At 58.1% G+C, this 19,355-nt stretch carries 20 protein-coding genes; 14 read left to right on the forward strand and 6 right to left on the reverse strand.

The window, feature by feature from the left end; genetic code table 11:
- Positions 1-234: 234 nt before the first annotated feature.
- Both V1T76_RS16275 and mfd read left to right on the forward strand, forming a co-directional pair.
- Complete coding sequence (locus V1T76_RS16275) at positions 235-543, forward strand: FAD assembly factor SdhE (protein WP_040439968.1); 309 nt, start codon at positions 235-237, stop codon at positions 541-543.
- Between the two features lie 17 nt (positions 544-560).
- Positions 561-4,046: a transcription-repair coupling factor gene (gene mfd / locus V1T76_RS16280; RefSeq protein WP_330561703.1), complete on the forward strand. Its 3,486-nt coding sequence runs from the start codon at positions 561-563 to the stop codon at positions 4,044-4,046.
- A gap of 146 nt (positions 4,047-4,192) precedes the next feature.
- On the opposite strand, the gene V1T76_RS16285 is transcribed toward mfd, so the two are convergent.
- Positions 4,193-4,849: a protein-L-isoaspartate(D-aspartate) O-methyltransferase gene (locus V1T76_RS16285; RefSeq protein WP_330561704.1), complete on the reverse strand. Its 657-nt coding sequence runs from the start codon at positions 4,847-4,849 to the stop codon at positions 4,193-4,195.
- Between the two features lie 124 nt (positions 4,850-4,973).
- Here V1T76_RS16285 and V1T76_RS16290 point away from each other — a divergent pair, with 124 nt between their 5' ends.
- The 10 genes from V1T76_RS16290 to V1T76_RS16335 all read left to right on the forward strand — a co-directional run bounded on the left by V1T76_RS16290 (position 4,974) and on the right by V1T76_RS16335 (position 13,495).
- Positions 4,974-5,315: an FtsB family cell division protein gene (locus V1T76_RS16290; RefSeq protein WP_330561705.1), complete on the forward strand. Its 342-nt coding sequence runs from the start codon at positions 4,974-4,976 to the stop codon at positions 5,313-5,315.
- Positions 5,316-5,490: 175 nt separating this feature from the next.
- Positions 5,491-6,540 carry a pyruvate dehydrogenase (acetyl-transferring) E1 component subunit alpha gene (gene pdhA / locus V1T76_RS16295; protein WP_330561706.1) on the forward strand — a complete coding sequence of 350 codons (1,050 nt, stop codon included), beginning with the start codon at positions 5,491-5,493 and terminating at the stop codon, positions 6,538-6,540.
- Positions 6,541-6,554: 14 nt separating this feature from the next.
- The gene (locus tag V1T76_RS16300; protein ID WP_330561707.1) at positions 6,555-7,964 is read left to right on the forward strand and encodes a pyruvate dehydrogenase complex E1 component subunit beta; all 1,410 of its coding nucleotides are present in this window, start codon (positions 6,555-6,557) and stop codon (positions 7,962-7,964) included.
- Positions 7,965-7,980: 16 nt separating this feature from the next.
- The gene (locus tag V1T76_RS16305) at positions 7,981-9,324 is read left to right on the forward strand and encodes a pyruvate dehydrogenase complex dihydrolipoamide acetyltransferase (RefSeq protein ID WP_330561708.1); all 1,344 of its coding nucleotides are present in this window, start codon (positions 7,981-7,983) and stop codon (positions 9,322-9,324) included.
- A 72-nt stretch (positions 9,325-9,396) separates the two neighbouring features.
- The gene (gene lpdA / locus V1T76_RS16310; protein ID WP_330561709.1) at positions 9,397-10,845 is read left to right on the forward strand and encodes a dihydrolipoyl dehydrogenase; all 1,449 of its coding nucleotides are present in this window, start codon (positions 9,397-9,399) and stop codon (positions 10,843-10,845) included.
- A gap of 178 nt (positions 10,846-11,023) precedes the next feature.
- The gene (locus tag V1T76_RS16315; protein ID WP_330561710.1) at positions 11,024-11,272 is read left to right on the forward strand and encodes a GlsB/YeaQ/YmgE family stress response membrane protein; all 249 of its coding nucleotides are present in this window, start codon (positions 11,024-11,026) and stop codon (positions 11,270-11,272) included.
- A gap of 33 nt (positions 11,273-11,305) precedes the next feature.
- Positions 11,306-11,545 (forward strand): GlsB/YeaQ/YmgE family stress response membrane protein, encoded by a 240-nt coding sequence (locus tag V1T76_RS16320; protein ID WP_330561711.1) that lies wholly within the window; start codon positions 11,306-11,308, stop codon positions 11,543-11,545.
- Positions 11,542-11,982 carry an acyl-CoA thioesterase gene (locus V1T76_RS16325; protein WP_330561712.1) on the forward strand — a complete coding sequence of 147 codons (441 nt, stop codon included), beginning with the start codon at positions 11,542-11,544 and terminating at the stop codon, positions 11,980-11,982. The genes V1T76_RS16320 and V1T76_RS16325 overlap by 4 nt, the downstream gene beginning before the upstream one ends.
- 56 nt (positions 11,983-12,038) lie before the next feature.
- Positions 12,039-13,013, forward strand: a complete 975-nt coding sequence (gene lipA / locus V1T76_RS16330) for a lipoyl synthase (protein ID WP_330561713.1) — start codon at positions 12,039-12,041, stop codon at positions 13,011-13,013.
- Positions 13,014-13,042: 29 nt separating this feature from the next.
- Positions 13,043-13,495: a type II toxin-antitoxin system RatA family toxin gene (locus V1T76_RS16335; protein ID WP_330561714.1), complete on the forward strand. Its 453-nt coding sequence runs from the start codon at positions 13,043-13,045 to the stop codon at positions 13,493-13,495.
- 17 nt (positions 13,496-13,512) lie between these two features.
- Here V1T76_RS16335 and V1T76_RS16340 read toward each other — a convergent pair whose 3' ends face one another.
- From V1T76_RS16340 to V1T76_RS16360, 5 genes are all read right to left on the reverse strand, one after another.
- A complete protein-coding gene (locus V1T76_RS16340) occupies positions 13,513-13,947 on the reverse strand; it encodes a hypothetical protein (protein WP_330561715.1) in 435 nt (144 codons plus the stop codon).
- Between the two features lie 99 nt (positions 13,948-14,046).
- Positions 14,047-14,523, reverse strand: a complete 477-nt coding sequence (locus tag V1T76_RS16345) for a hypothetical protein (protein WP_330561716.1) — start codon at positions 14,521-14,523, stop codon at positions 14,047-14,049.
- Between the two features lie 170 nt (positions 14,524-14,693).
- Positions 14,694-15,158, reverse strand: a complete 465-nt coding sequence (locus V1T76_RS16350) for a hypothetical protein (protein ID WP_330561717.1) — start codon at positions 15,156-15,158, stop codon at positions 14,694-14,696.
- Positions 15,159-15,262: 104 nt separating this feature from the next.
- The gene (locus V1T76_RS16355) at positions 15,263-15,772 is read right to left on the reverse strand and encodes a CinA family protein (protein ID WP_330561718.1); all 510 of its coding nucleotides are present in this window, start codon (positions 15,770-15,772) and stop codon (positions 15,263-15,265) included.
- 6 nt (positions 15,773-15,778) lie between these two features.
- Positions 15,779-17,032 carry a bifunctional 2-C-methyl-D-erythritol 4-phosphate cytidylyltransferase/2-C-methyl-D-erythritol 2,4-cyclodiphosphate synthase gene (locus V1T76_RS16360; protein WP_330561719.1) on the reverse strand — a complete coding sequence of 418 codons (1,254 nt, stop codon included), beginning with the start codon at positions 17,030-17,032 and terminating at the stop codon, positions 15,779-15,781.
- A gap of 170 nt (positions 17,033-17,202) precedes the next feature.
- On the opposite strand from V1T76_RS16360, the gene dusB reads away from it, so the two are divergent.
- Complete coding sequence (dusB, locus tag V1T76_RS16365) at positions 17,203-18,207, forward strand: tRNA dihydrouridine synthase DusB (RefSeq protein ID WP_330561720.1); 1,005 nt, start codon at positions 17,203-17,205, stop codon at positions 18,205-18,207.
- A gap of 8 nt (positions 18,208-18,215) precedes the next feature.
- Positions 18,216-19,355, forward strand: coding sequence for a two-component system sensor histidine kinase NtrB (locus V1T76_RS16370; protein WP_330561721.1), 1,140 nt, complete (start codon positions 18,216-18,218; stop codon positions 19,353-19,355).

The following is a 19,355-nucleotide window of genomic DNA, read 5'->3' on the forward strand; positions in this document are numbered from 1 at the left end:
GGCGTGTAAACCTTTGAAAGGTGGCAGGACGTCAGGCGTCAGGGACCCCTGTTCTGCCACGAAGGCGGAGCGCTGCGCAACAAATAGAACATTCTGTGAACTGGGCGCTGACAAGCTCGAACTCTAGCGTTATATAACCGGCACAAATTCACACGTCCGGCTTGCCCGCTGAAAGCAGAACGGCCTTCGCCGCACGCCGGTTCGCTTCACATAGGTCTGTTTCACATGTCCGAAATGTCCGGAACGCAAGTCGATACCAATGGCGGCGAACGGGATTCCCGGCGCAAGAAAATACTGTTTCGGTGCTGGCATCGGGGCATGAAAGAAATGGACCTGCTGTTGGGCGGCTTTGCCGATGCCAAGATCGACAGCCTGTCAGAAGAAGAGCTGCGCGAACTCGAACATCTGCTGACTGCGCATGACCAGGATCTTTACGCCTGGATGACCGGGCGCAAACCCTTGCCGCAGGAGTGGGATGGGCCGCTTTACCGACGCATTATCGCCTACCATGAAGCGGCCGGTCCGGCCGGGTTCGTTAAATAACAACAAGGACACCAGCCGTGTTTGACAGCCTGCTTAAGGATCAGGCCAACGTGACGCTTGCCGGCGTTCCGGATGGCGCTGAAAGCTACGCACTTGCAAGGCTGCTTGCCGAAACCGGCGCGCAGGGACTTGCCCTGGTGTTCGTCGCGCGCGACGCCACGCGCATGGCCATGGTCAGCGAAGCGCTCCAGTTCTTCGATCCGTCTGTCGACATCCTTCAGCTTCCCGCCTGGGACTGCCTGCCATACGATCGCGTCTCACCAAATCCGGCCATCAGTGCGCGCCGTCTGCTGGCGCTCGGCCAACTTGCGCGAGGCATCAAGGACGGCAAGAAAACCGTCTTGATGACGACGCTCAACGCAGCTCTGCAGCGTGTTCCCGAGCGCTCCTTCATGGCCGACCAGACGTTCTCCATGGCACCGGGAAACCGGGTGGACATGACGGCGATTTCGGCGTGGCTGGAAATGAACGGCTTTTCGCGTACTCCAACAGTGCGTGAGACCGGCGAATATGCGGTGCGTGGCGGCATTGTCGATTTGTTCGCACCGGGCGCGGAAGAGCCGGTGAGGCTGGATTTCTTCGGCGATACGCTGGAGTCGATACGGTCCTTCAATGCGGAAACACAGCGGACCTCCAGGCAGCTCAAGCGGCTCGATCTGGTGCCGATGAGCGAGGTCGTCCTGTCGGAAGAGGCGATCTCACGCTTCCGTCGTTCCTATCTGGCGAATTTCGGCGCGGCCAGCCGCGAGGACGTGCTCTATCAATCGATCAGCGACGGTCGCCGGTACGCAGGTATGGAGCACTGGCTGCCGCTGTTCCACGACCGGCTGGAAACCCTGTTCGAGTATATCGGCGACACACCTGTCGTGCTCGACACCAGTATGAGCGACGCGGTGCGTGAACGGGTCGATCAGGTCAACGAATATTATCGGGCGCGTCAGGAAGCGCGTGAAATGGGGACCAGCGCCGGAACGGTGCCTTACATACCGGTGGAGCCGGCCAGTCTCTATTTTACCGAAGGGGAATGGCGTGCAGCTGTTGCCGACAGGGCAAGCGCTGCGCTTGATCCCTTTACGCCGCCGCCAGGCACCGGCAAGAAAATTGTCGAGCTGGGCGGGCGCCAGGGACGCAGTTTTGCAGCCGAGCGGGCTGCGGGCGACATCAATATTTTCGACGCGCTGACCACTCATGTGCGCGACCTGCAAAAGCAGGGCAAACGCACAGTGATTGCCTGCTGGTCGGAAGGCTCGAGGGACCGCCTTGGCCAGATCCTTGAAGATCATGGTCTTGGCGCGGTCAAGAACGCGGACACGCTCAAGGACATTGAGGACCTTCCGGCAAAAACGACTGCGCTTTGCGTCCTTGGGATCGAACACGGCTTCGAACTCAAAGACGTGGTCTTCATCGGCGAGCAGGACATTCTCGGCGACAGGCTTGTGCGCAAGTCGCGCCGCAAGGCCAAGGGCGCCAATGTCATCACCGAAGCGACGGGCCTTTCGGAAGGCGATCTTGTTGTTCATGTCGACCACGGTATTGGCCGCTTCATCGGCCTCAAGACGATCGAAGCTGTCGGTGCGCCGCACGACTGCCTTGAACTGCAATATGCCGGTGGCGACAAACTCTACCTCCCGGTCGAAAACATCGAGCTTCTGTCCCGCTATGGCTCGGAAGACCAGGAAGCGCAGCTCGACAAGCTTGGCGGCGGCGCCTGGCAGGCACGAAAGGCGAAGCTCAAGAAGCGCATTCTGGAAATTGCCGACGGGTTGATCAAGACGGCGGCGCAACGCGCGCTCAAGACCGCACCGGTGGTGGAAACGCCGGAAGGTGTCTACGATGAGTTCGCGACAAGGTTCCCATACGAGGAAACTGACGATCAGCTCACGGCCATCGACGCCGTTTTCGAGGACCTGTCGTCCGGCCGACCGATGGACCGGCTGGTGTGTGGTGACGTCGGCTTCGGCAAGACTGAGGTTGCGCTGCGTGCGGCCTTCATTGCCGCCATGTCTGGCCGCCAGGTGGCGGTGGTTGTGCCAACGACGCTTTTGGCCCGCCAGCACTTCAAGACCTTCTCCGAACGCTTTCATGGTCTGCCGATCAATGTTGCCCACGCGTCACGCCTTGTGCCAGCCAAGCAGCTGAACCTCACCAAGAAAGGCATCGCTGACGGGTCCGTCGATATTGTCGTCGGCACCCATGCCTTGCTGGGCAAATCCATCGAGTTCCGGGATCTCGGTCTTCTGATTATCGACGAGGAACAGCATTTCGGCGTGAAGCACAAGGAGCGGCTGAAGGAGCTGAAGTCGGACGTTCACGTGTTGACGCTTTCGGCAACGCCGATCCCACGGACATTGCAGCTCGCACTCACGGGTGTGCGTGAACTGTCGCTCATCGCAACGCCGCCGGTCGATCGTCTGGCAGTGCGAACGTTTGTCTCGCCCTTCGATCCGCTGGTGGTTCGCGAAGCACTTCTGCGTGAGCATTATCGCGGCGGACAAAGCTTCTATGTCTGTCCGCGCCTGGCGGATATTGCCGAGCGCCTGGAGTTCCTGGAAAATCAAGTGCCGGAACTTAAGGTGGCGGTCGCCCACGGCCAGATGCCTCCGGGCGAGCTGGAGGACGTCATGAATGCCTTTTACGAGGGCAAATATAACGTTTTGCTGTCTACGACGATCGTGGAATCCGGTCTGGACATCCCGACAGCCAACACATTGATCGTGCACCGGGCCGATATGTTCGGACTTGCGCAGCTCTATCAGTTGCGGGGCCGTGTCGGCCGGTCCAAGACCCGCGCCTATGCGCTTTTCACGGTTCCCGCCAACAAGACTTTGACGGCCACCGCCGAACGGCGCCTCAAGGTGCTTCAATCACTGGAAACGCTTGGGGCCGGCTTCCAGTTGGCAAGCCACGATCTCGACATTCGCGGGGCAGGGAATCTGCTGGGCGAAGAACAATCCGGACATATCAAGGAAGTCGGCTTCGAACTGTACCAGCAGATGCTGGAAGAGGCAGTTGCCCAGCTCAAGGATGGCGGAGCGGATTTCGGCGACGAGCAGTGGTCGCCGCAGATCAACATCGGCACGCCGGTTCTCATTCCGGAGGATTATGTCGCCGACCTGCAACTGCGCCTTCAGCTTTATCGCCGTCTGGGCGATGTTACCGAGGCGGAGGAAATCGACTCCTTTGGTGCGGAACTGATCGACCGCTTTGGGCCGCTACCGGAAGAAGTGCAGCATCTCCTCAAGATCGTCTTCATCAAGGGACTATGCCGCAAGGCCAATGTCGAAAAGGTCGATGCCGGTCCGAAGGGGATCGTCATCACGTTCCGCAACAGCGAATTCTCCAATCCGGCGGGGCTCGTTTCCTATATCGCCGAACAGGGTGTGCTTGCGAAAATCAGGCCTGATCAGAAGGTGGTCCTGACACGCGACTGGGAGAAAACAGATGCGCGCCTGAAAGGCACTGCAACGGTGCTGACCAAGCTGGCGCGGCTGGCTGCCGCCTGAGGCAGGGCTCGGTTCCCTTACACATCTCACGCTGGTGTCAGGGATCCCGATCTACGAACTGTTTCGTCAAAGGTCTCTGGAATCACGTGCGGAGAAGACGTGCGGGCAGGGGTGGCGAATGCTGGAAGGATGCAGGCCGACGGACGTCAATCTCCAATCGCCCAGCCTTCGGCGCCAACCAGCGGCACGTAGGCAACCGCACCGAGATTGTCCGTTTGCCACTCTGTTTCGGAGAGCCGCTGCACACGTGTCAGATCCTGTTGCCGTCTTGACCGGCCAACCGGAATTACAAGTCGCCCTCCAACCTTGAGTTGTTTTTTGAGGGAGTCTGGAACTGCTGGCGCGCCTGCGGCAACGGCGATCGTATCAAAGGGGGATTCGGAGGGGCAGCCTAGAGTTCCGTCGGTGCAAATAACCTCGACACTGCTGCAACCGGCCTTCTCCAGATTTTCCCGGGCCAGCTGGGCAAGCTCCGGAAGGCGCTCGAGTGTGACGACCTTTCGTGCCAGGTTTGCAAGCACAGCTGCCGCGTAGCCCGACCCGGCCCCAACTTCAAGAACCGTGTTGTTTTCGGCGATTTCCAGGAGTTCGCAGGTGAGGGCCACCACATAAGGTTGGGATATGGTCTGGCCTTCTCCGATTGAGAGCGGGCCGTCCCAATAAGCGCGGTTTTTCTGGTCCTCAGGAACGAACAGGTGACGCGGCACTTTGGCCATGGCGGCCAAAACCCTTTCGTCGCGAATACCGCGAGCCCGTAGCTGCTGTTCGATCATTTCTGCGCGTGCGAACGCGAATTCATCCATCGGGCTTCTCCTGACGGACACAAATTTACCGTGCATTTGATTGGCTGTCTCAAGACTCTATTAAACCTAAGACCGCATATTGGGAGTACCAAGAGGCCAGTGTATCAGCGTTAAGGTCCAAAGAGTGCCCCGAGCAGCTACCCGTCAGCGAAAACAATCCTTTCTCCGCAGGTTGATTACGCCCGCAATCGCTATTGCGGCGCTCGGTTATTTTGGCTTCCATGCCATGAGCGGTGAGCTCGGCATGGTTGGCCGTGCCATGATCGAGCGTCAGGTGTCGGAACTTGAAACGGAGCTGGCCGACCTGACCGCGCAGCGTCAGGAGCTGGTTGCCAAGGTTAGCCTGCTTCGTCCGGAGAGCCTTGATCCGGACATGCTGGATGAGCGCGCTAGGCTCAATCTCAACCTGGTCCATCCCGACGAGTTGGTTGTTCTGCGGCCGGGGCATCGTTACAGCATGAACTGATTTTTGGTTGATTTTGAGTGATTAACAAAAAATCAGTTAAATCAAATATTCTCCTGCAATTACATAAACTTCGTTCAATTGTTGCAGTGCGAGATGCATGGATTGGATTGACAGACCCAACCGGATAAGTTGCTCCTACCTATCTTAGGGGAAACGTCACGCCGAGATGAGGGTTATGGCCACAGCATCAAAGACCACTTCCGCTAGCTCCAAGAGCACCAGCCGGACACGCGGCTCCGCCAAGAAGGCGCAGCCTGCAATCGCCGAGTTCGATAAGGACGAAGAACTTCACGCTTACCGAGAAATGCTTCTGATCCGCCGATTTGAGGAAAAAGCCGGACAATTGTACGGTATGGGCCTCATCGGCGGCTTCTGTCATCTGTATATCGGACAGGAAGCTGTCGTCGTCGGTATGCAGATGGCCAAGAAAGACGGCGATCAGATGATCACCGGCTATCGGGACCACGGCCACATGCTGGCGATGGACCTCGATCCGAAAGGCGTGATGGCGGAATTGACCGGTCGTCGCGGTGGCTTGTCGAAAGGCAAGGGCGGCTCCATGCACATGTTTTCCAAGGAGAAACATTTTTATGGCGGCCACGGCATCGTTGGCGCCCAGGTGTCCCTTGGAACCGGTCTCGGCTTTGCCAACAAATACCGTGAGAACGGAAACGTGGCGATGGCCTTCTTCGGCGACGGTGCGTCCAATCAGGGCCAGGTCTACGAGAGCTTCAACATGGCCGAGCTTTGGAAGCTGCCGGTCGTTTATGTGGTCGAGAACAATAAGTACGGCATGGGCACCAGCGTTGCCCGCGCATCCGCCACAACCGACCTCTCCCAGCGTGGTGCCTCTTTCAACATTCCTGGCAAACAGGTCGACGGGATGGATGTGCGCGCCGTCAAGGCAGCCTCGGAAGAGGCCCTGGAATGGTGCCGTGAAGGCAAGGGACCGTTCATTCTTGAAATGATTACCTACCGCTACCGCGGACACTCCATGTCGGATCCGGCGAAATACCGCTCCAAGGACGAAGTTCAGAAGATGCGGACCGAACACGACCCGATCGAGCAGGTGCGTGCACGCCTCATGGACAAGGGTTGGGCTTCCGAAGACGATCTGAAGGCGATCGACAAGGACGTACGCGCCCGGGTCGCGGAAGCTGCCGAATTTGCCCAGACCGATCCGGAACCGGATGCGTCTGAACTTTACACCGACATTCTGCTCTAAGGCCGGGGGACAACATGCCGATTGACATTTTGATGCCGGCGCTTTCGCCGACAATGGAAGAAGGCAAGCTCGCCAAATGGCTCAAGGCCGAGGGCGACACCATCTCCGCTGGCGATGTGATCGCCGAAATCGAGACCGACAAGGCCACCATGGAAGTCGAGGCGGTCGATGAAGGCACGCTTGGAAAGATCCTGGTTGCCGAAGGCACAGACAACGTCAAGGTGAACGCCAAGATTGCCGTTCTCCTGGCTGAGGGCGAAGACGCCAGTGCCATCGACTCAAGCGGGGAGAAGCCGGCCGAAGAAAAACCGGCTCCTGCCGAAGCTGAAGCTTCAAGCGCCTCGAGTTCATCAAGCGCGCCGGCCGTCGCGTCTGCGCCAACACCGGCTGCACCTGCGCCAGAGACTGCCGACGATCCGGAAGTTCCGGAAGGCACAAAGATGAAGTCCTCCACCGTGCGCGAAGCTCTGCGCGACGCCATGGCAGAGGAAATGCGCCGCGATCCCGACGTCTTCGTCATGGGGGAAGAGGTTGCCGAGTACCAGGGTGCCTACAAGATCACCCAGGGCCTGCTTGACGAGTTTTCCGCCAAACGCGTCATCGATACGCCGATCACCGAGCATGGCTTTGCCGGTCTTGGTGTTGGCGCTGCGATGGCCGGTCTGAAGCCGATTGTCGAGTTCATGACCTTCAACTTTGCCATGCAGGCGATAGACCAGATCATTAACTCCGCAGCAAAGACGCTTTACATGTCCGGCGGTCAGATGGGCGCGCCTATCGTGTTCCGCGGACCGAACGGCGCCGCAGCGCGCGTGGGGGCCCAGCACTCGCAGGATTATGCCGCCTGGTATGCGCATGTTCCTGGCCTGAAGGTTATCCAGCCTTATTCGGCCGCGGATGCAAAAGGCCTTTTGAAGGCCGCCATTCGCGATCCGAACCCGGTTATCTTCCTGGAAAACGAAATCCTTTACGGACATTCGTTCGAAGTTCCGGACATGGACGACTTTGTCCTACCGATCGGCAAGGCCAAGGTGGAACGTGGCGGAACGGACGTGACGCTGGTTTCCTGGGGTATTGGCATGACCTACACCATGAAGGCGGCGGAAGAGCTGGCCGGCATGGGGATCTCCGCCGAAGTCATCAACTTGCGCACCATCCGTCCGCTGGACATCGACACCGTGTTGGCGTCCGTCCGCAAGACGGGCCGCATCGTGACGATCGAAGAAGCCTTCCCGATGTGCTCTGTCTCATCGGAAATCGCCTACCAGGTCCAGGAAAAGGCGTTCGACTATCTCGACGCACCGATCCTGCGCGTGACCGGCAAGGACGTTCCCATGCCTTATGCCGCAAACTTGGAAAAGCTGGCTCTGCCGAACGTTGGCGAAGTCATCGATGCGGTCAAAGCCGTAACCTACACCGCCTGAGGCCAGGGAGACGGACATGCCAATCAATATTACCATGCCGGCCCTTTCTCCAACCATGGAGGAGGGCAACCTGGCCAAATGGCTGGTCAAGGAAGGCGATCAGGTTTCGGCAGGCGATGTGATCGCCGAGATTGAAACCGACAAGGCGACCATGGAAGTGGAAGCCGTTGACGAAGGAACGGTCGGCAAGATCGTCGTGCCTGCGGGAACCGCAGGCGTGAAGGTCAACGAGCTGATTGCCGTTCTTCTGGAAGACGGTGAGGATGCCAGTGCCATCGACACTTCGGGCGGTTCTGCTCCGGCAGAAAAGTCCGGTGGCGACAAGGTGCCGGCTGTTCCGGAAAGCTCGTCGGCGATCGAAGTTGGGGCCAAGGCAGCCACGGATCCGGTTCCGGCGCCCAAAAACGCCGACGGCGACCGCATCTTCTCGTCGCCGCTTGCCCGGCGCCTTGCCAAGCTGAACGGTCTCGACCTGAAAGCGCTCTCCGGGTCTGGTCCTCATGGCCGTATCGTCAAGCGCGACATCGAAGAAGCTCTTGCGGCCGGCACGGGTACGGCAGCTCCTGCTGCTGCAGAAGCTCCCAAGGCTGCTGCTGCTGCATCGGCACCGGCAACCGGGGCGTCGGCAGATCAGGTTCTGAAACTGTTCGACAAGGACAGCTACGAGCTCGTGCCGCATGACGGCATGCGCAAGACCATCGCCAAGCGTCTCACCGAGTCCAAGCAGACCATTCCGCACTTTTATGTGTCCGTGGACTGTGAACTCGACGCGCTTTTGGCACTTCGCACGCAGCTCAATGATGCTGCCGCGAAGGACAAGGAAGGCAAGCCCGCCTACAAGCTGTCTGTCAACGACATGACGATCAAGGCCCTGGCCCTGGCCCTTCGCGACGTTCCGAACGCGAATGTCTCCTGGACCGACGAAAACATGGTCATGCACAAGCATGCCGATGTCGGCGTCGCCGTCTCCATCCCGGGCGGCCTGATCACGCCGATTATCCGCCGCGCAGAAGAAAAGCCGCTTTCCGTCATTTCCAATGAAATGAAGGATTACGGCAAGCGGGCGAAAGAGCGGAAGCTGAAGCCGGAAGAGTACCAGGGTGGTACCACTGCGGTGTCCAACATGGGCATGATGGGCGTGAAGAACTTCTCGGCCGTCGTCAATCCGCCGCACGCGACCATTCTGGCCGTCGGCGCCGGCGAAAAACGTCCTGTGGTGAAGAACGGTGAACTGGCGGTTGCCACGGTGATGAGCGTCACGCTTTCCACCGACCACCGCTGCGTGGACGGCGCGCTCGGCGCCGAACTGCTGGCCGCCTTCAAGGGCTACATCGAAAACCCGATGAGCATGCTTGTCTAAGCCTCATCTCAGGCGCGGCGGCGATGCCGCGCCGTTTTCAATCGATGACTTCAATCGCCGGGGAACAACACCATGGCTGATACCAATTACGACGTGATCATCATCGGCTCCGGGCCGGGTGGTTATGTGACCGCTATCCGTTCTGCCCAGTTGGGCTTCAAGACTGCGATTGTCGAACGCGAGCACCTGGGGGGGATCTGCCTCAACTGGGGCTGCATTCCGACAAAGGCTCTGCTGCGCTCTGCCGAAATCCTAGATCATGCCAACCATGCCAAGAGTTTTGGCCTGACCCTGGAAGGCGCCATGAAGGCCGACGTCAAGGATGTCGTCGCACGTTCTCGCGGCGTGTCCGCTCGGCTGAACGGCGGCGTCGGCTTTCTCATGAAGAAAAACAAGATCGACGTGATCTGGGGTGAAGCCAAGCTCACCAAACCGGGCGAAGTCAAAGTCGGAAAATCTTCCAAGCCTGTAGTCGAGCCGCAGAACCCGATCCCGAAAGGCGTGAAGGGCGAAGGTACCTACACGGCCAAGCACATCATCGTGGCGACCGGTGCCCGTCCGCGCTCGCTGCCGGGCATCGAGCCGGATGGCAAGTTGATCTGGACCTATTTCGAGGCCATGAAACCCGCCAAGATGCCAAAGTCTCTCGTCGTCATGGGCTCCGGCGCGATCGGTATTGAGTTCGCGTCCTTCTACCTCTCCATGGGCGTTGACGTGACCGTTGTCGAACTGATGGCCAACGTGATGCCGGTCGAGGACGAGGAAATCTCGAAGTTCGCCCGCAAGGCTCTCGAGAAACGCGGCCTGAAAATCATTACCGAAGCCAAGGTGACGAAGGTCGACAAGGCCGCAAGTTCGATTACCGCCCATGTGGAGACCAAGGACGGCAAGGTGAGCCAGATTACGGCTGATCACCTGATTTCCGCCGTCGGCGTTCAGGGCAATATCGAAAATATCGGTCTGGAAGCCCTTGGCGTAAAGACCGACCGCGGTTGTGTCGTGATCGATGAATACGGCCGTACCAACGTTCCCGGCATCTATGCCATCGGCGATGTCGCCGGTCCGCCGATGCTGGCCCACAAGGCCGAACATGAAGGTGTCATCTGCATCGAGAAGATTGCGGACGTGCCGGGTGTTCATGCAATGGATCATCGCAAGATACCGGGCTGTACCTACTGCAACCCGCAGGTCGCCTCCGTTGGTCTCACCGAAGCAAAGGCCAAGGAACAGGGCCGCGAAATCCGTGTCGGGCGTTACATGTTTAACGCCAACGGCAAGGCAATCGCGCTTGGCGAAGACAATGGCATGATCAAGGTTATTTTCGACAAGAAGTCCGGAGAGCTTCTCGGAGCGCATATGTGCGGTGCCGAGGTTACCGAACTCATCCAGGGTTTCGTTGTCGCCATGAACCTCGAGACGACCGAAGAAGAGCTGATGCACACGATCTTCCCGCATCCGACCCTGTCGGAAATGATGAAGGAATCCGTGCTCGACGCGTACGGCAGAGTGCTGAACGCCTGATCCCTGTCGGCCCCGGAAAAGCACCGGGGCCTTCCTGCCTTTAGCGCATTCCAAGACAGAAGCAGTTCAAGCGGTTACGCAGGCTTGAAGGCCAATCACGATATCATTGGTCTGGACGCGCCTTCTGAAATGGGTAACGTGAGGCCGTCTGGGTAAAGGCTGAAAGGAGCCGTCAGTAATGGATGTAAAAGCAATTCTGATCTGGGTCGCAATCGGCATTATTGCCGGCTGGCTGGCAAGCGTCGTCGTTGGCGGCGGCGGTCTGATCCGCTACCTCGTCAGCGGTCTCATCGGCGCGTTTGTCGGCGGTTTCCTGTTCAAGCTTGCGGGCATCAACGTCAATCTGGGAAATGTCTACGTCAATGAAATCGTCGTGGCTGCCATTGGGGCGATAGTCGTGGTTCTTCTGGCTCGACTGATCGCCTGACCAAACGATTTTTCACGAAAAGAGGAGCCCGCGATGGGGTGGATCATCACAATCATCATCGGCCTCATTGCGGGCGCCGTCGCTCACCGGGTGCTGGATAGCCGCGGTGGTTTTCTCGGCAGCCTTGTCGTCGGTCTTGTCGGGGCGCTTGTCGGGGGGGAGCTCGCGCATCTCTTAAATCTCCACATGACAGGCGGCATTCTCGACCGGCTTATTATCGCGGTACTGGGCTCCATCCTGTTCCTGTTCATCTGGAAGAAGGTTTTCAAGTGAACGCAGAGCCGGACAAATTCGATAATCTGGTCGATTTTGCCCTGACAGCAGGGGACAAACTTCGCTACGGAGATACGGACCGGCAGGGGCATATCAACAACGCTGTCTTCGCAACCTTTCTGGAGACCGGACGAGTCGAGTTGCTCTACAGCGAGGCATTGGCGGAAGATCACGCAGCCTTCGTGATCGCGCGGCTGGAACTGGACTTTCTGGCGGAAATCAACTGGCCGGGCGAGGTGGAAATAGGCACTGTCGTGCTTGACGTCGGGCGCAGTTCGTTCAAGCTGTTCCAGAAGGTTTTTCAGGATGGAAAACCGGTCGCACAAGCCGTAACGGTCATCGTCCAGATGAACGAGGAGACGCGCAAGTCCCAGCCGCTTTCCGAACGCGCCAGGAAGCGGCTTCATGAACTGACCGGACCTGCGTTCAGCACATAGCTGGCTTAACGCTAATCCGTCTTGACCTTTCACCTGAATAACGACACTTAAGGTCCATGGTTACGATCGTCGACACGCTCAATCGCCCGCAGCAGCAATCCGAAGTGCGCCCGCGCCATCCGGAAAAGGCTCATCGTCCGGACAATCCGATCCAGCGCAAGCCGCAATGGATTCGTGTCAAAGCTCCGACGTCCCCGATCTATCGCGAAACGCAGAACGTCGTGCGCGAGAACAATCTTGTGACGGTCTGCGAAGAGGCGGGGTGCCCGAACATCGGTGAATGCTGGTCCAAGAAACATGCCAGCTTCATGATTCTCGGCGACACCTGCACACGCGCCTGCGCCTTCTGTAACGTGCGCACCGGCATGCCGGGTCCTGTCGATCCCAAGGAAGCCCAGGGCGTTGCGGATGCCGTCGCCGCCATGGGTCTTGAGCATGTGGTGATCACCTCTGTTGACCGGGACGATCTGGACGATGGCGGTGCGCAGCACTTTGCCGATGTGATCGCTGCCCTTCGCAAGACTGCGCCGTCGACCACGATTGAGGTTCTGACGCCTGATTTCCTGCGCAAGGACGGTGCTCTGGAGATTGTCGTCGCGGCAAAACCCGACGTCTTCAACCACAACCTTGAAACCGTGCCGTCGAAATATCTGACCGTACGGCCGGGGGCTCGTTACTTCCACTCGATCCGCCTTCTCCAGAAGGTCAAGGAACTGGATCCCGAGATGTTCACCAAGTCGGGCATCATGGTCGGGTTGGGTGAAGTGCGTAACGAAGTGCTGCAGTTGATGGACGACCTGAGAGCCGCGGATGTCGATTTCCTGACAGTCGGGCAGTATTTGCAACCTTCGAAGAAGCACCATCCGGTCGTGTCCTTTGTGACGCCGGAGGAATTCAAGGGTTATGAGCGCATCGCTTATGCGAAAGGCTTTCTGAAGGTGTCTGCCAGCCCGTTGACGCGGTCGTCACACCATGCTGGTGAGGATTTCGCGGATCTTCGCGCAGCCCGTAAAGCAAAGCTCGGCCACTAACGCCAAAGCAACAGGACACTGGACACCGTATGCCCAGTTTTTCATCCGACCATAAGGTCAACCACAAGGCGGAGGAAATGTTCCGCCTTGTTGCAGACGTTGAGCGCTATCCAGAATTCGTGCCTCTGTGCCAGGATCTGCAGGTTCGTGGCCGCAAGGAACTGGACGGCGGACGCACGGTGCTGGTGGCTGACATGACGGTCGCCTACAAGCTGTTCAAGGAAACATTCACCAGCCGCGTTGAACTGCGCCCGCAGGAACGGACGATCCTGGTGGAATATCTTGATGGGCCGTTCAAGCACCTGGAAAACAGGTGGACCTTCGAAGAGGCAGGTGAGGGCGCCTGCACCGTTGGCTTCTATATTTCCTATGAATTCCGCAGCAAGACACTTGGCTCCCTCATGGGCGTCATGTTCGAGAGGGCTTTCAGGAAGTTTTCCAGCGCCTTTGAAGCCCGGGCCGATCAGGTTTACGGTACCTGAGCCCAGGTTTCTGCGGTTTACTTGAACTGTTTGAAAGCGTCGCGAATGATGCGGATACGGCTCGACTGCATGTCGAGCGGTTCTGCCTTGCGGCGGATCTGTTCGATTTCCTTCTTCTTCAGACCAAGGCTCTCGAGCGTTGCGAAGGAGGTGTAATCGGTACAGACCGGTGTGCGGCTGGCACCAACATTTTCTTCAACGACAAGGTCCCGACCCGCGGCAGCTTCCTCTTCGGTCCAGATCACCGTGTTGGAGGACACCCAGAAGGTGCGGTCACAATAACGGGCCTTGTAGTAGCCTTCTTTGGGTTTTGTCAGGATTTCATGAAAACCGGTGAACGTGCCATTTGAGTATTGGGACCTGATATAAAAATCACTCTGAGCGTATGCGTCGCCGGTAAACGTGCTACCAGCAGCGATCAGAGTTGCGAAGAACGCGAGAGCGCGTTTCATGTCTGGGTCCTTTTTTTATGCGCGTTTTGTCACCTGTTCTTGTTGAAAGTCTAAGCTGACCAGCTTACCCGAGCCTTACCGGCCGGGTGCCGGCTTTTATCAGTTGCCGTGATACGATTTGGCAGCGCTGTCGCCGCTCGTTGTTTTGAAGGCTTCGCGAATGACGGAAAACCGGTTTACCCGGTTAACGGTGCTTCCGTCGTTTTGAACGACAAGCCGCGGATCGTCCTGCACGCCGAGGTCTTCCAGCGTTACCTGTTCTTCAGGATGATCGCATATCGGGCGCCAGCCCTTGCCCCGGTTGAACTCTACGCGGACTTCATATTCCCGTTGCACTTCGAGCTGCGTCCAGGCCACGGTTGCATAGCGTACCCAGTAGGATCTGCCGCAGTACTGAACTTGCACCAGTCCGTCTGCCATCCGGTCATAGATACGGTGGGAACCGCGGAACAGCTTGTTGCCGTCGCGAGAAATTATATAAGTGTCGCCTGGCTTCGGAGTCGTGCTGCCGGCCTGCGCAGTTGCGCAAGCAAGGAAGAAGGCACCTCCTGCAAGAAGCGCACGCTGGATTGACATATCCCGTTCCCTTTACCGCGAAATCATTTCGCGCGTTGGTTCCTGCTTATGGTGACCATAGGGCAAGTGTTTGTAAAAGAGATTTCGTGAGGGAAATGAGTTTTACTAAAATTTGAAAGACGCTGATTTCTTTATAGAAATTTCTAACAAAGGCGCTGAGAGACCATGTCTTAGCGCGTGTGATAGGTGGCGTGACCTTCCTCGGAAGTATCGCTGAACATTGCCCCAATAGCGGAAAGGCGGCTTTGCGGAGCGGATGGCTCGTCTGATTTGGCAAGCAGATCGTGCGCACTTACCGTGATGCCGATATCCTCAAGCTTGACCTGTTGCTCGGGGTTGCCGCAGATAGGGCGCCAGCCGCGACCGAAGTTGAATTCCACCTGAACGGTGTTGCCGCGTTCCGCTTCTACCTGCGTCCAGGCGACAGAGTGGCTGCGCACAAAATAGCTGCGATCACAATAAGAGACCTTGTTCAGCCCGTGGACGTAATCGGTAAAAAGCTTGTGGCTGCCGACGAAGTGGCCGCCGCGATCACGTGAAATCAGGTAGAAATCACCCGGCTGAGGAATAGCCCCTGCCAAAGCGGTGGAGCCTGCGCACAAAAGTGCAGCCAGTATGGTCGCTGGTTTCAACATATAGGATCGGATCTTGAGTTACGTTGAGGTCAAGTTTCCCGAAATATACATATGATGAAATTGTTGCCCAGCGCGAACTCCGGTGAGCGTTAATGAGCGTTTACTCAGGAAATTGCATTTAAAATCGATGTGAGTGCAGTCCTGACCGTCGCCAGCCGGATCGATTGCCGGCCGTTGTCGGCAAACCAGCAATGGACATGGTCCGTCGGCCGGTCCTTTACCGCGACCGCAACGTGAACTGTGCCGACAGGCTTTTCGGCGCTGCCACCGCCTGGTCCCGCGATGCCGGTTACAGAGACTGCGACATCCGCATTGGAGTGGGCAAGAGCACCTTCGGCCATTGCAATGGCAACTTCCTTGCTGACGGCACCGTGCATGTCGATGAGGGTCTTTGGCACTCCGAGCATTTCGGTTTTTGCTTCATTGGAATAGGTCACAAAGCCTCGGTCCACAGCAGCTGAAGACCCGGCGATTTCCGTGAGTGCTCCACAGATAAGACCACCAGTACAGGATTCTGCCGTTGCCACCATCTTTCCGGCCGCCATCAGCCCGTCGAGTACGGCGATTGTCAGAGGTGCCAGCTCCTCCAGACTTTTTGGGGATGTCTCGGTCATTGGTGTCTAGTCCTCGTCGTGAAAGGGCAGGCGAACCGTCACGCTGGCCAGGGCCGCGATGCCTTCCTTGCGGCCTGTGAAACCGAGGCGTTCCGATGTCGTCGCCTTGACGGATATCCTTGAGACAGGCATGGAGCAGACCCTGGCAAGCGACGCGCGAATTTCCTCGCGGTGCGGACCTATCTTCGGCTCTTCGCATACGATGGTGACATCTACATGAGCCAGTCTTCCGCCGCGCTCGGACAGACGACGCATGGCGTCCTGTTGAAACCGGTCGGATGATGCGCCTTTCCATTGCGGATCGCTTGGCGGAAAATGCTGACCGATGTCTCCATCACCGATAGCGCCCAAAGTTGCGTCGGTGATGGCGTGTAAAACCACATCTGCGTCGGAATGACCTTTGAGCTTCTGAGTGTGCGGAATAGCCACTCCGCCCAATATGACGACGTCGCCGTCCTCAAAGGCATGAACGTCGTAGCCGATCCCCGTTCTGACATCGGCAAGAGCCGAGAGCGGCATGGGCGTGGCGGAAGTGGTGGACATCTGCTGTAACTCGGCTTGTTGTTCTGCGCGCCGCAGGTCAGCGGCAGTCGTGATTTTAAACGCGGCTGGATCGCCCTCTGTCAGGACAATGGACATCTCATCCCATTCCGCAAGGCCCGTGTCGTCGGTGAAATCGGTTTTACCGGCTGCAATTGCCTTTTCGTGTGCCGTCAAAATGCGATGAAGGGAAAACGCCTGTGGTGTCTGTGCTGCCCAAAGCCCTGTTCTGTCGACGGTTGCTATCGAGCGGCCTGTCGTGTCAGCCCGTTTCAAGGTGTCTGCGACTGGCAAGGCCGCGAGAACACCTTCCTCTCCAGCATCCAGGCGTTCAAGCAAGCGGTCGATTACGGCCGAGGGAAGAAACGGTCTGGCCGCGTCGTGGATCAGGACGAAATCAAATCCCTCTTGAGCCAGCGCCTTCAATCCGGCCAGAACCGATTGTTGCCTGGTCGCCCCTCCAAAGACGGCAGATCCGATCTTGCGGGCACAGCCCGGATCAACACCTGCAGCCGCGTCAGAAAAATGGCTCACATCGTCAGGGTGAATTGCGGTTACGACCCGGCAGATCCGGGGGTGATTCCCAAGTGCATTCAGTGTATGGGTCAGCACCGGACGGCCAGCCAGCGGCCTGTATTGCTTGGGTAACGCTTCGCCGGAGCCCGCAAGACGGGTGCCACGCCCTGCGGCTACGACTAGGGCGGCAGCGGATTTTGTCATTAACGGGCTCCTCGTGCTCTGCATCAAACCGTCAGCTTTGAACCGTCTTTACCTATGAACCTGCTCGAACCGCAAATTTTGACTTGTTGCATTGCGAAACTTGTCTACAATATAGGCAATTATGAATCTGCACAGTCAATAAGCAGAAAAGAGACGCTGTGTCGCCGTCTATGAAAACGCTCACAATTGGCCGGGTTCAACTCGCAAACCCGGCAGTGCTCGCGCCGATGTCCGGCGTGACCGATCTTCCTTTCCGCCGGCTGGCTGCCCGATATGGCGCTGGCATGGTCGTCAGTGAAATGGTCGCAAGCGAATCCTTTGTCAAAGGTGATGCCGAAACGCAGATGCGTGCGGAAGCGCAGGACAGTGGACTTCATGTTGTTCAGCTTGCCGGCCGCGAAGCCCGATGGATGGGCGAAGCAGCCAAGGTTGTTGCGGGTCTTGGTGCTGATGTAATCGATATCAATATGGGCTGCCCTGCCAAGAAGGTCACGTCCGGATACTCCGGGTCTGCACTGATGCGGGATCTGGATCATGCCTTGACACTTGTTGAGGCCACAGTCGCGGCGGTCGACATTCCGGTCACGCTCAAGATGCGTTTGGGGTGGGATGACAAGAGCTTGAACGCGCCGGAACTGGCGCGCCGTGCCGAGGAGGCCGGTGTAAAGCTGATCACCGTTCACGGGCGGACCCGCTGCCAGTTCTACAAGGGTAATGCCGACTGGCGGGCGATTGCAGCCGTCAAGGAAGCAATCTCGGTTCCGCTGATCGCGAATGGCGATTGCAAGGGCTTAGACGATGCCTTGCGCATGCTGGCGCTTTCCAGCGCAGATGGCGTGATGATCGGCAGGGGGGCATACGGGCGGCCGTGGTTGCCCGGTCATGTCGGTCATTTTCTCGCAACCGGCGAAAAGCTGGACGCTCCCAGGGGGGCTGAGTTGGCTGAACTGGTGGAAGAGCACTACGAGGCCGTCTTGAGTCACTATGGTATACGGCAGGGCGTTCGCATCGCACGCAAGCACCTCGGCTGGTATCTGGACGAGGCGGTGACCGCAGGCAATGCGGAGATTCCCGGACCTGTCCGCAAGACCCTCATGACGTCCAATCAGCCGTCGGAAGTCATCCGGCTCGCCAGCGATTGGCTTTCTTCCTCGAACATACGGACAGCAGCTTGAAGGACACCATGTCTCAGACAGGCCGTACGGCCGCGCTAGCCAGTGACGGGCCGACAATACTGGATGCCTTGCCACATCCGGTGCTTCTGGTTGCACCCGATGGCGTGATCGAGTCGGCCAACATGGCTGCAGAAATTTTCATGCGGTCCAGCGTGTCTGTGCTCCGCCGTCATCCGATCAGTGATTTTGTTCCCTTCGGCAGCCCCTTGCTGACCCTGATAGAGCAGGTGCGCGAGCGAAGTGCGCCGGTGAATGAATACAAGGTCGATATCGGTTCACCGCGTATCGGGGCGCCCAAGGTGGTGGACATCAACGCAGCACCCGTTGCCGAGCGGCCGGGGGCGGTGGTGCTGATGTTCCAGGAACGCACCATGGCCGAAAAGATCGACCGGCAGCTGACCTCCCGGGGGGCGGCCCGCACGGTAACCGGCCTTGCCGCCATGCTGGCGCATGAGATCAAGAACCCGCTGTCCGGCATTCGAGGTGCAGCGCAGTTGATAGAGCAATCGGTTCCTGCCGAAGACCGGGCACTGACGCGACTGATCATGGATGAGACCGACCGGATCGTGAAACTGGTCGACCGGATGGAGGTTTTTTCCGACGAGAGGCCGATCGAAAGAGAACCAGTCAATATTCACGTGGTTCTGGATCATGTGAAGCGCTTGTCGGACTCAGGCTTTGCCCGCGGCAAACGCATCGTCGAGATCTACGATCCTTCCTTGCCACCGGTCTATGCCAACAAGGACCAGCTCATTCAGGTGTTCCTGAACCTCATCAAGAACGCCAGTGAAGCAATCGGCGATGATCCCGACGGTGAAATCCGTATCACCACAGCGTTTCGCCCAGGGGTTCGTCTGTCTGTACCCGGAACTGACGAAAAGGTCAGCCTGCCGTTGGAATTCTGTGTCCAGGACAATGGGCCAGGTGTTCCCGAGGATCTGATTCCCCATTTGTTTGAACCGTTTATCACGACCAAGACCAACGGCTCGGGCCTGGGTCTTGCACTTGTTGCCAAGATCATTGGCGACCATGGCGGTGTCATCGAGTGTGACAGTCAACGCCAGAAAACCGTTTTCCGCATACTGATGCCCGCTTTCACGGGTGACAGTACGGCTTCGTCCGACCGGACCAGCAGAGGGACCGAGTAA

This window comes from Roseibium sp. FZY0029 (genome assembly GCF_036350355.1).
Taxonomy (GTDB): Bacteria; Pseudomonadota; Alphaproteobacteria; order Rhizobiales; family Stappiaceae; genus Roseibium.

Bases quoted from the DNA above. Each gene is read 5' to 3' on its own strand.
- V1T76_RS16275 (WP_040439968.1), top strand. From the start codon at position 235: ATGTCCGGAACGCAAGTCGATACCAATGGCGGCGAACGGGATTCCCGG.
- V1T76_RS16285 (WP_330561704.1), bottom strand. From the start codon at position 4,849: ATGGATGAATTCGCGTTCGCACGCGCAGAAATGATCGAACAGCAGCTA.
- pdhA (WP_330561706.1), top strand. From the start codon at position 5,491: ATGGCCACAGCATCAAAGACCACTTCCGCTAGCTCCAAGAGCACCAGC.
- V1T76_RS16300 (WP_330561707.1), top strand. From the start codon at position 6,555: ATGCCGATTGACATTTTGATGCCGGCGCTTTCGCCGACAATGGAAGAA.
- V1T76_RS16305 (WP_330561708.1), top strand. From the start codon at position 7,981: ATGCCAATCAATATTACCATGCCGGCCCTTTCTCCAACCATGGAGGAG.
- lpdA (WP_330561709.1), top strand. From the start codon at position 9,397: ATGGCTGATACCAATTACGACGTGATCATCATCGGCTCCGGGCCGGGT.
- V1T76_RS16315 (WP_330561710.1), top strand. From the start codon at position 11,024: ATGGATGTAAAAGCAATTCTGATCTGGGTCGCAATCGGCATTATTGCC.
- V1T76_RS16320 (WP_330561711.1), top strand. From the start codon at position 11,306: ATGGGGTGGATCATCACAATCATCATCGGCCTCATTGCGGGCGCCGTC.
- lipA (WP_330561713.1), top strand. From the start codon at position 12,039: ATGGTTACGATCGTCGACACGCTCAATCGCCCGCAGCAGCAATCCGAA.
- V1T76_RS16335 (WP_330561714.1), top strand. From the start codon at position 13,043: ATGCCCAGTTTTTCATCCGACCATAAGGTCAACCACAAGGCGGAGGAA.
- V1T76_RS16340 (WP_330561715.1), bottom strand. From the start codon at position 13,947: ATGAAACGCGCTCTCGCGTTCTTCGCAACTCTGATCGCTGCTGGTAGC.
- V1T76_RS16345 (WP_330561716.1), bottom strand. From the start codon at position 14,523: ATGTCAATCCAGCGTGCGCTTCTTGCAGGAGGTGCCTTCTTCCTTGCT.
- V1T76_RS16350 (WP_330561717.1), bottom strand. From the start codon at position 15,158: ATGTTGAAACCAGCGACCATACTGGCTGCACTTTTGTGCGCAGGCTCC.
- V1T76_RS16355 (WP_330561718.1), bottom strand. From the start codon at position 15,772: ATGACCGAGACATCCCCAAAAAGTCTGGAGGAGCTGGCACCTCTGACA.
- V1T76_RS16360 (WP_330561719.1), bottom strand. From the start codon at position 17,032: ATGACAAAATCCGCTGCCGCCCTAGTCGTAGCCGCAGGGCGTGGCACC.
- dusB (WP_330561720.1), top strand. From the start codon at position 17,203: ATGAAAACGCTCACAATTGGCCGGGTTCAACTCGCAAACCCGGCAGTG.
- V1T76_RS16370 (WP_330561721.1), top strand. From the start codon at position 18,216: ATGTCTCAGACAGGCCGTACGGCCGCGCTAGCCAGTGACGGGCCGACA.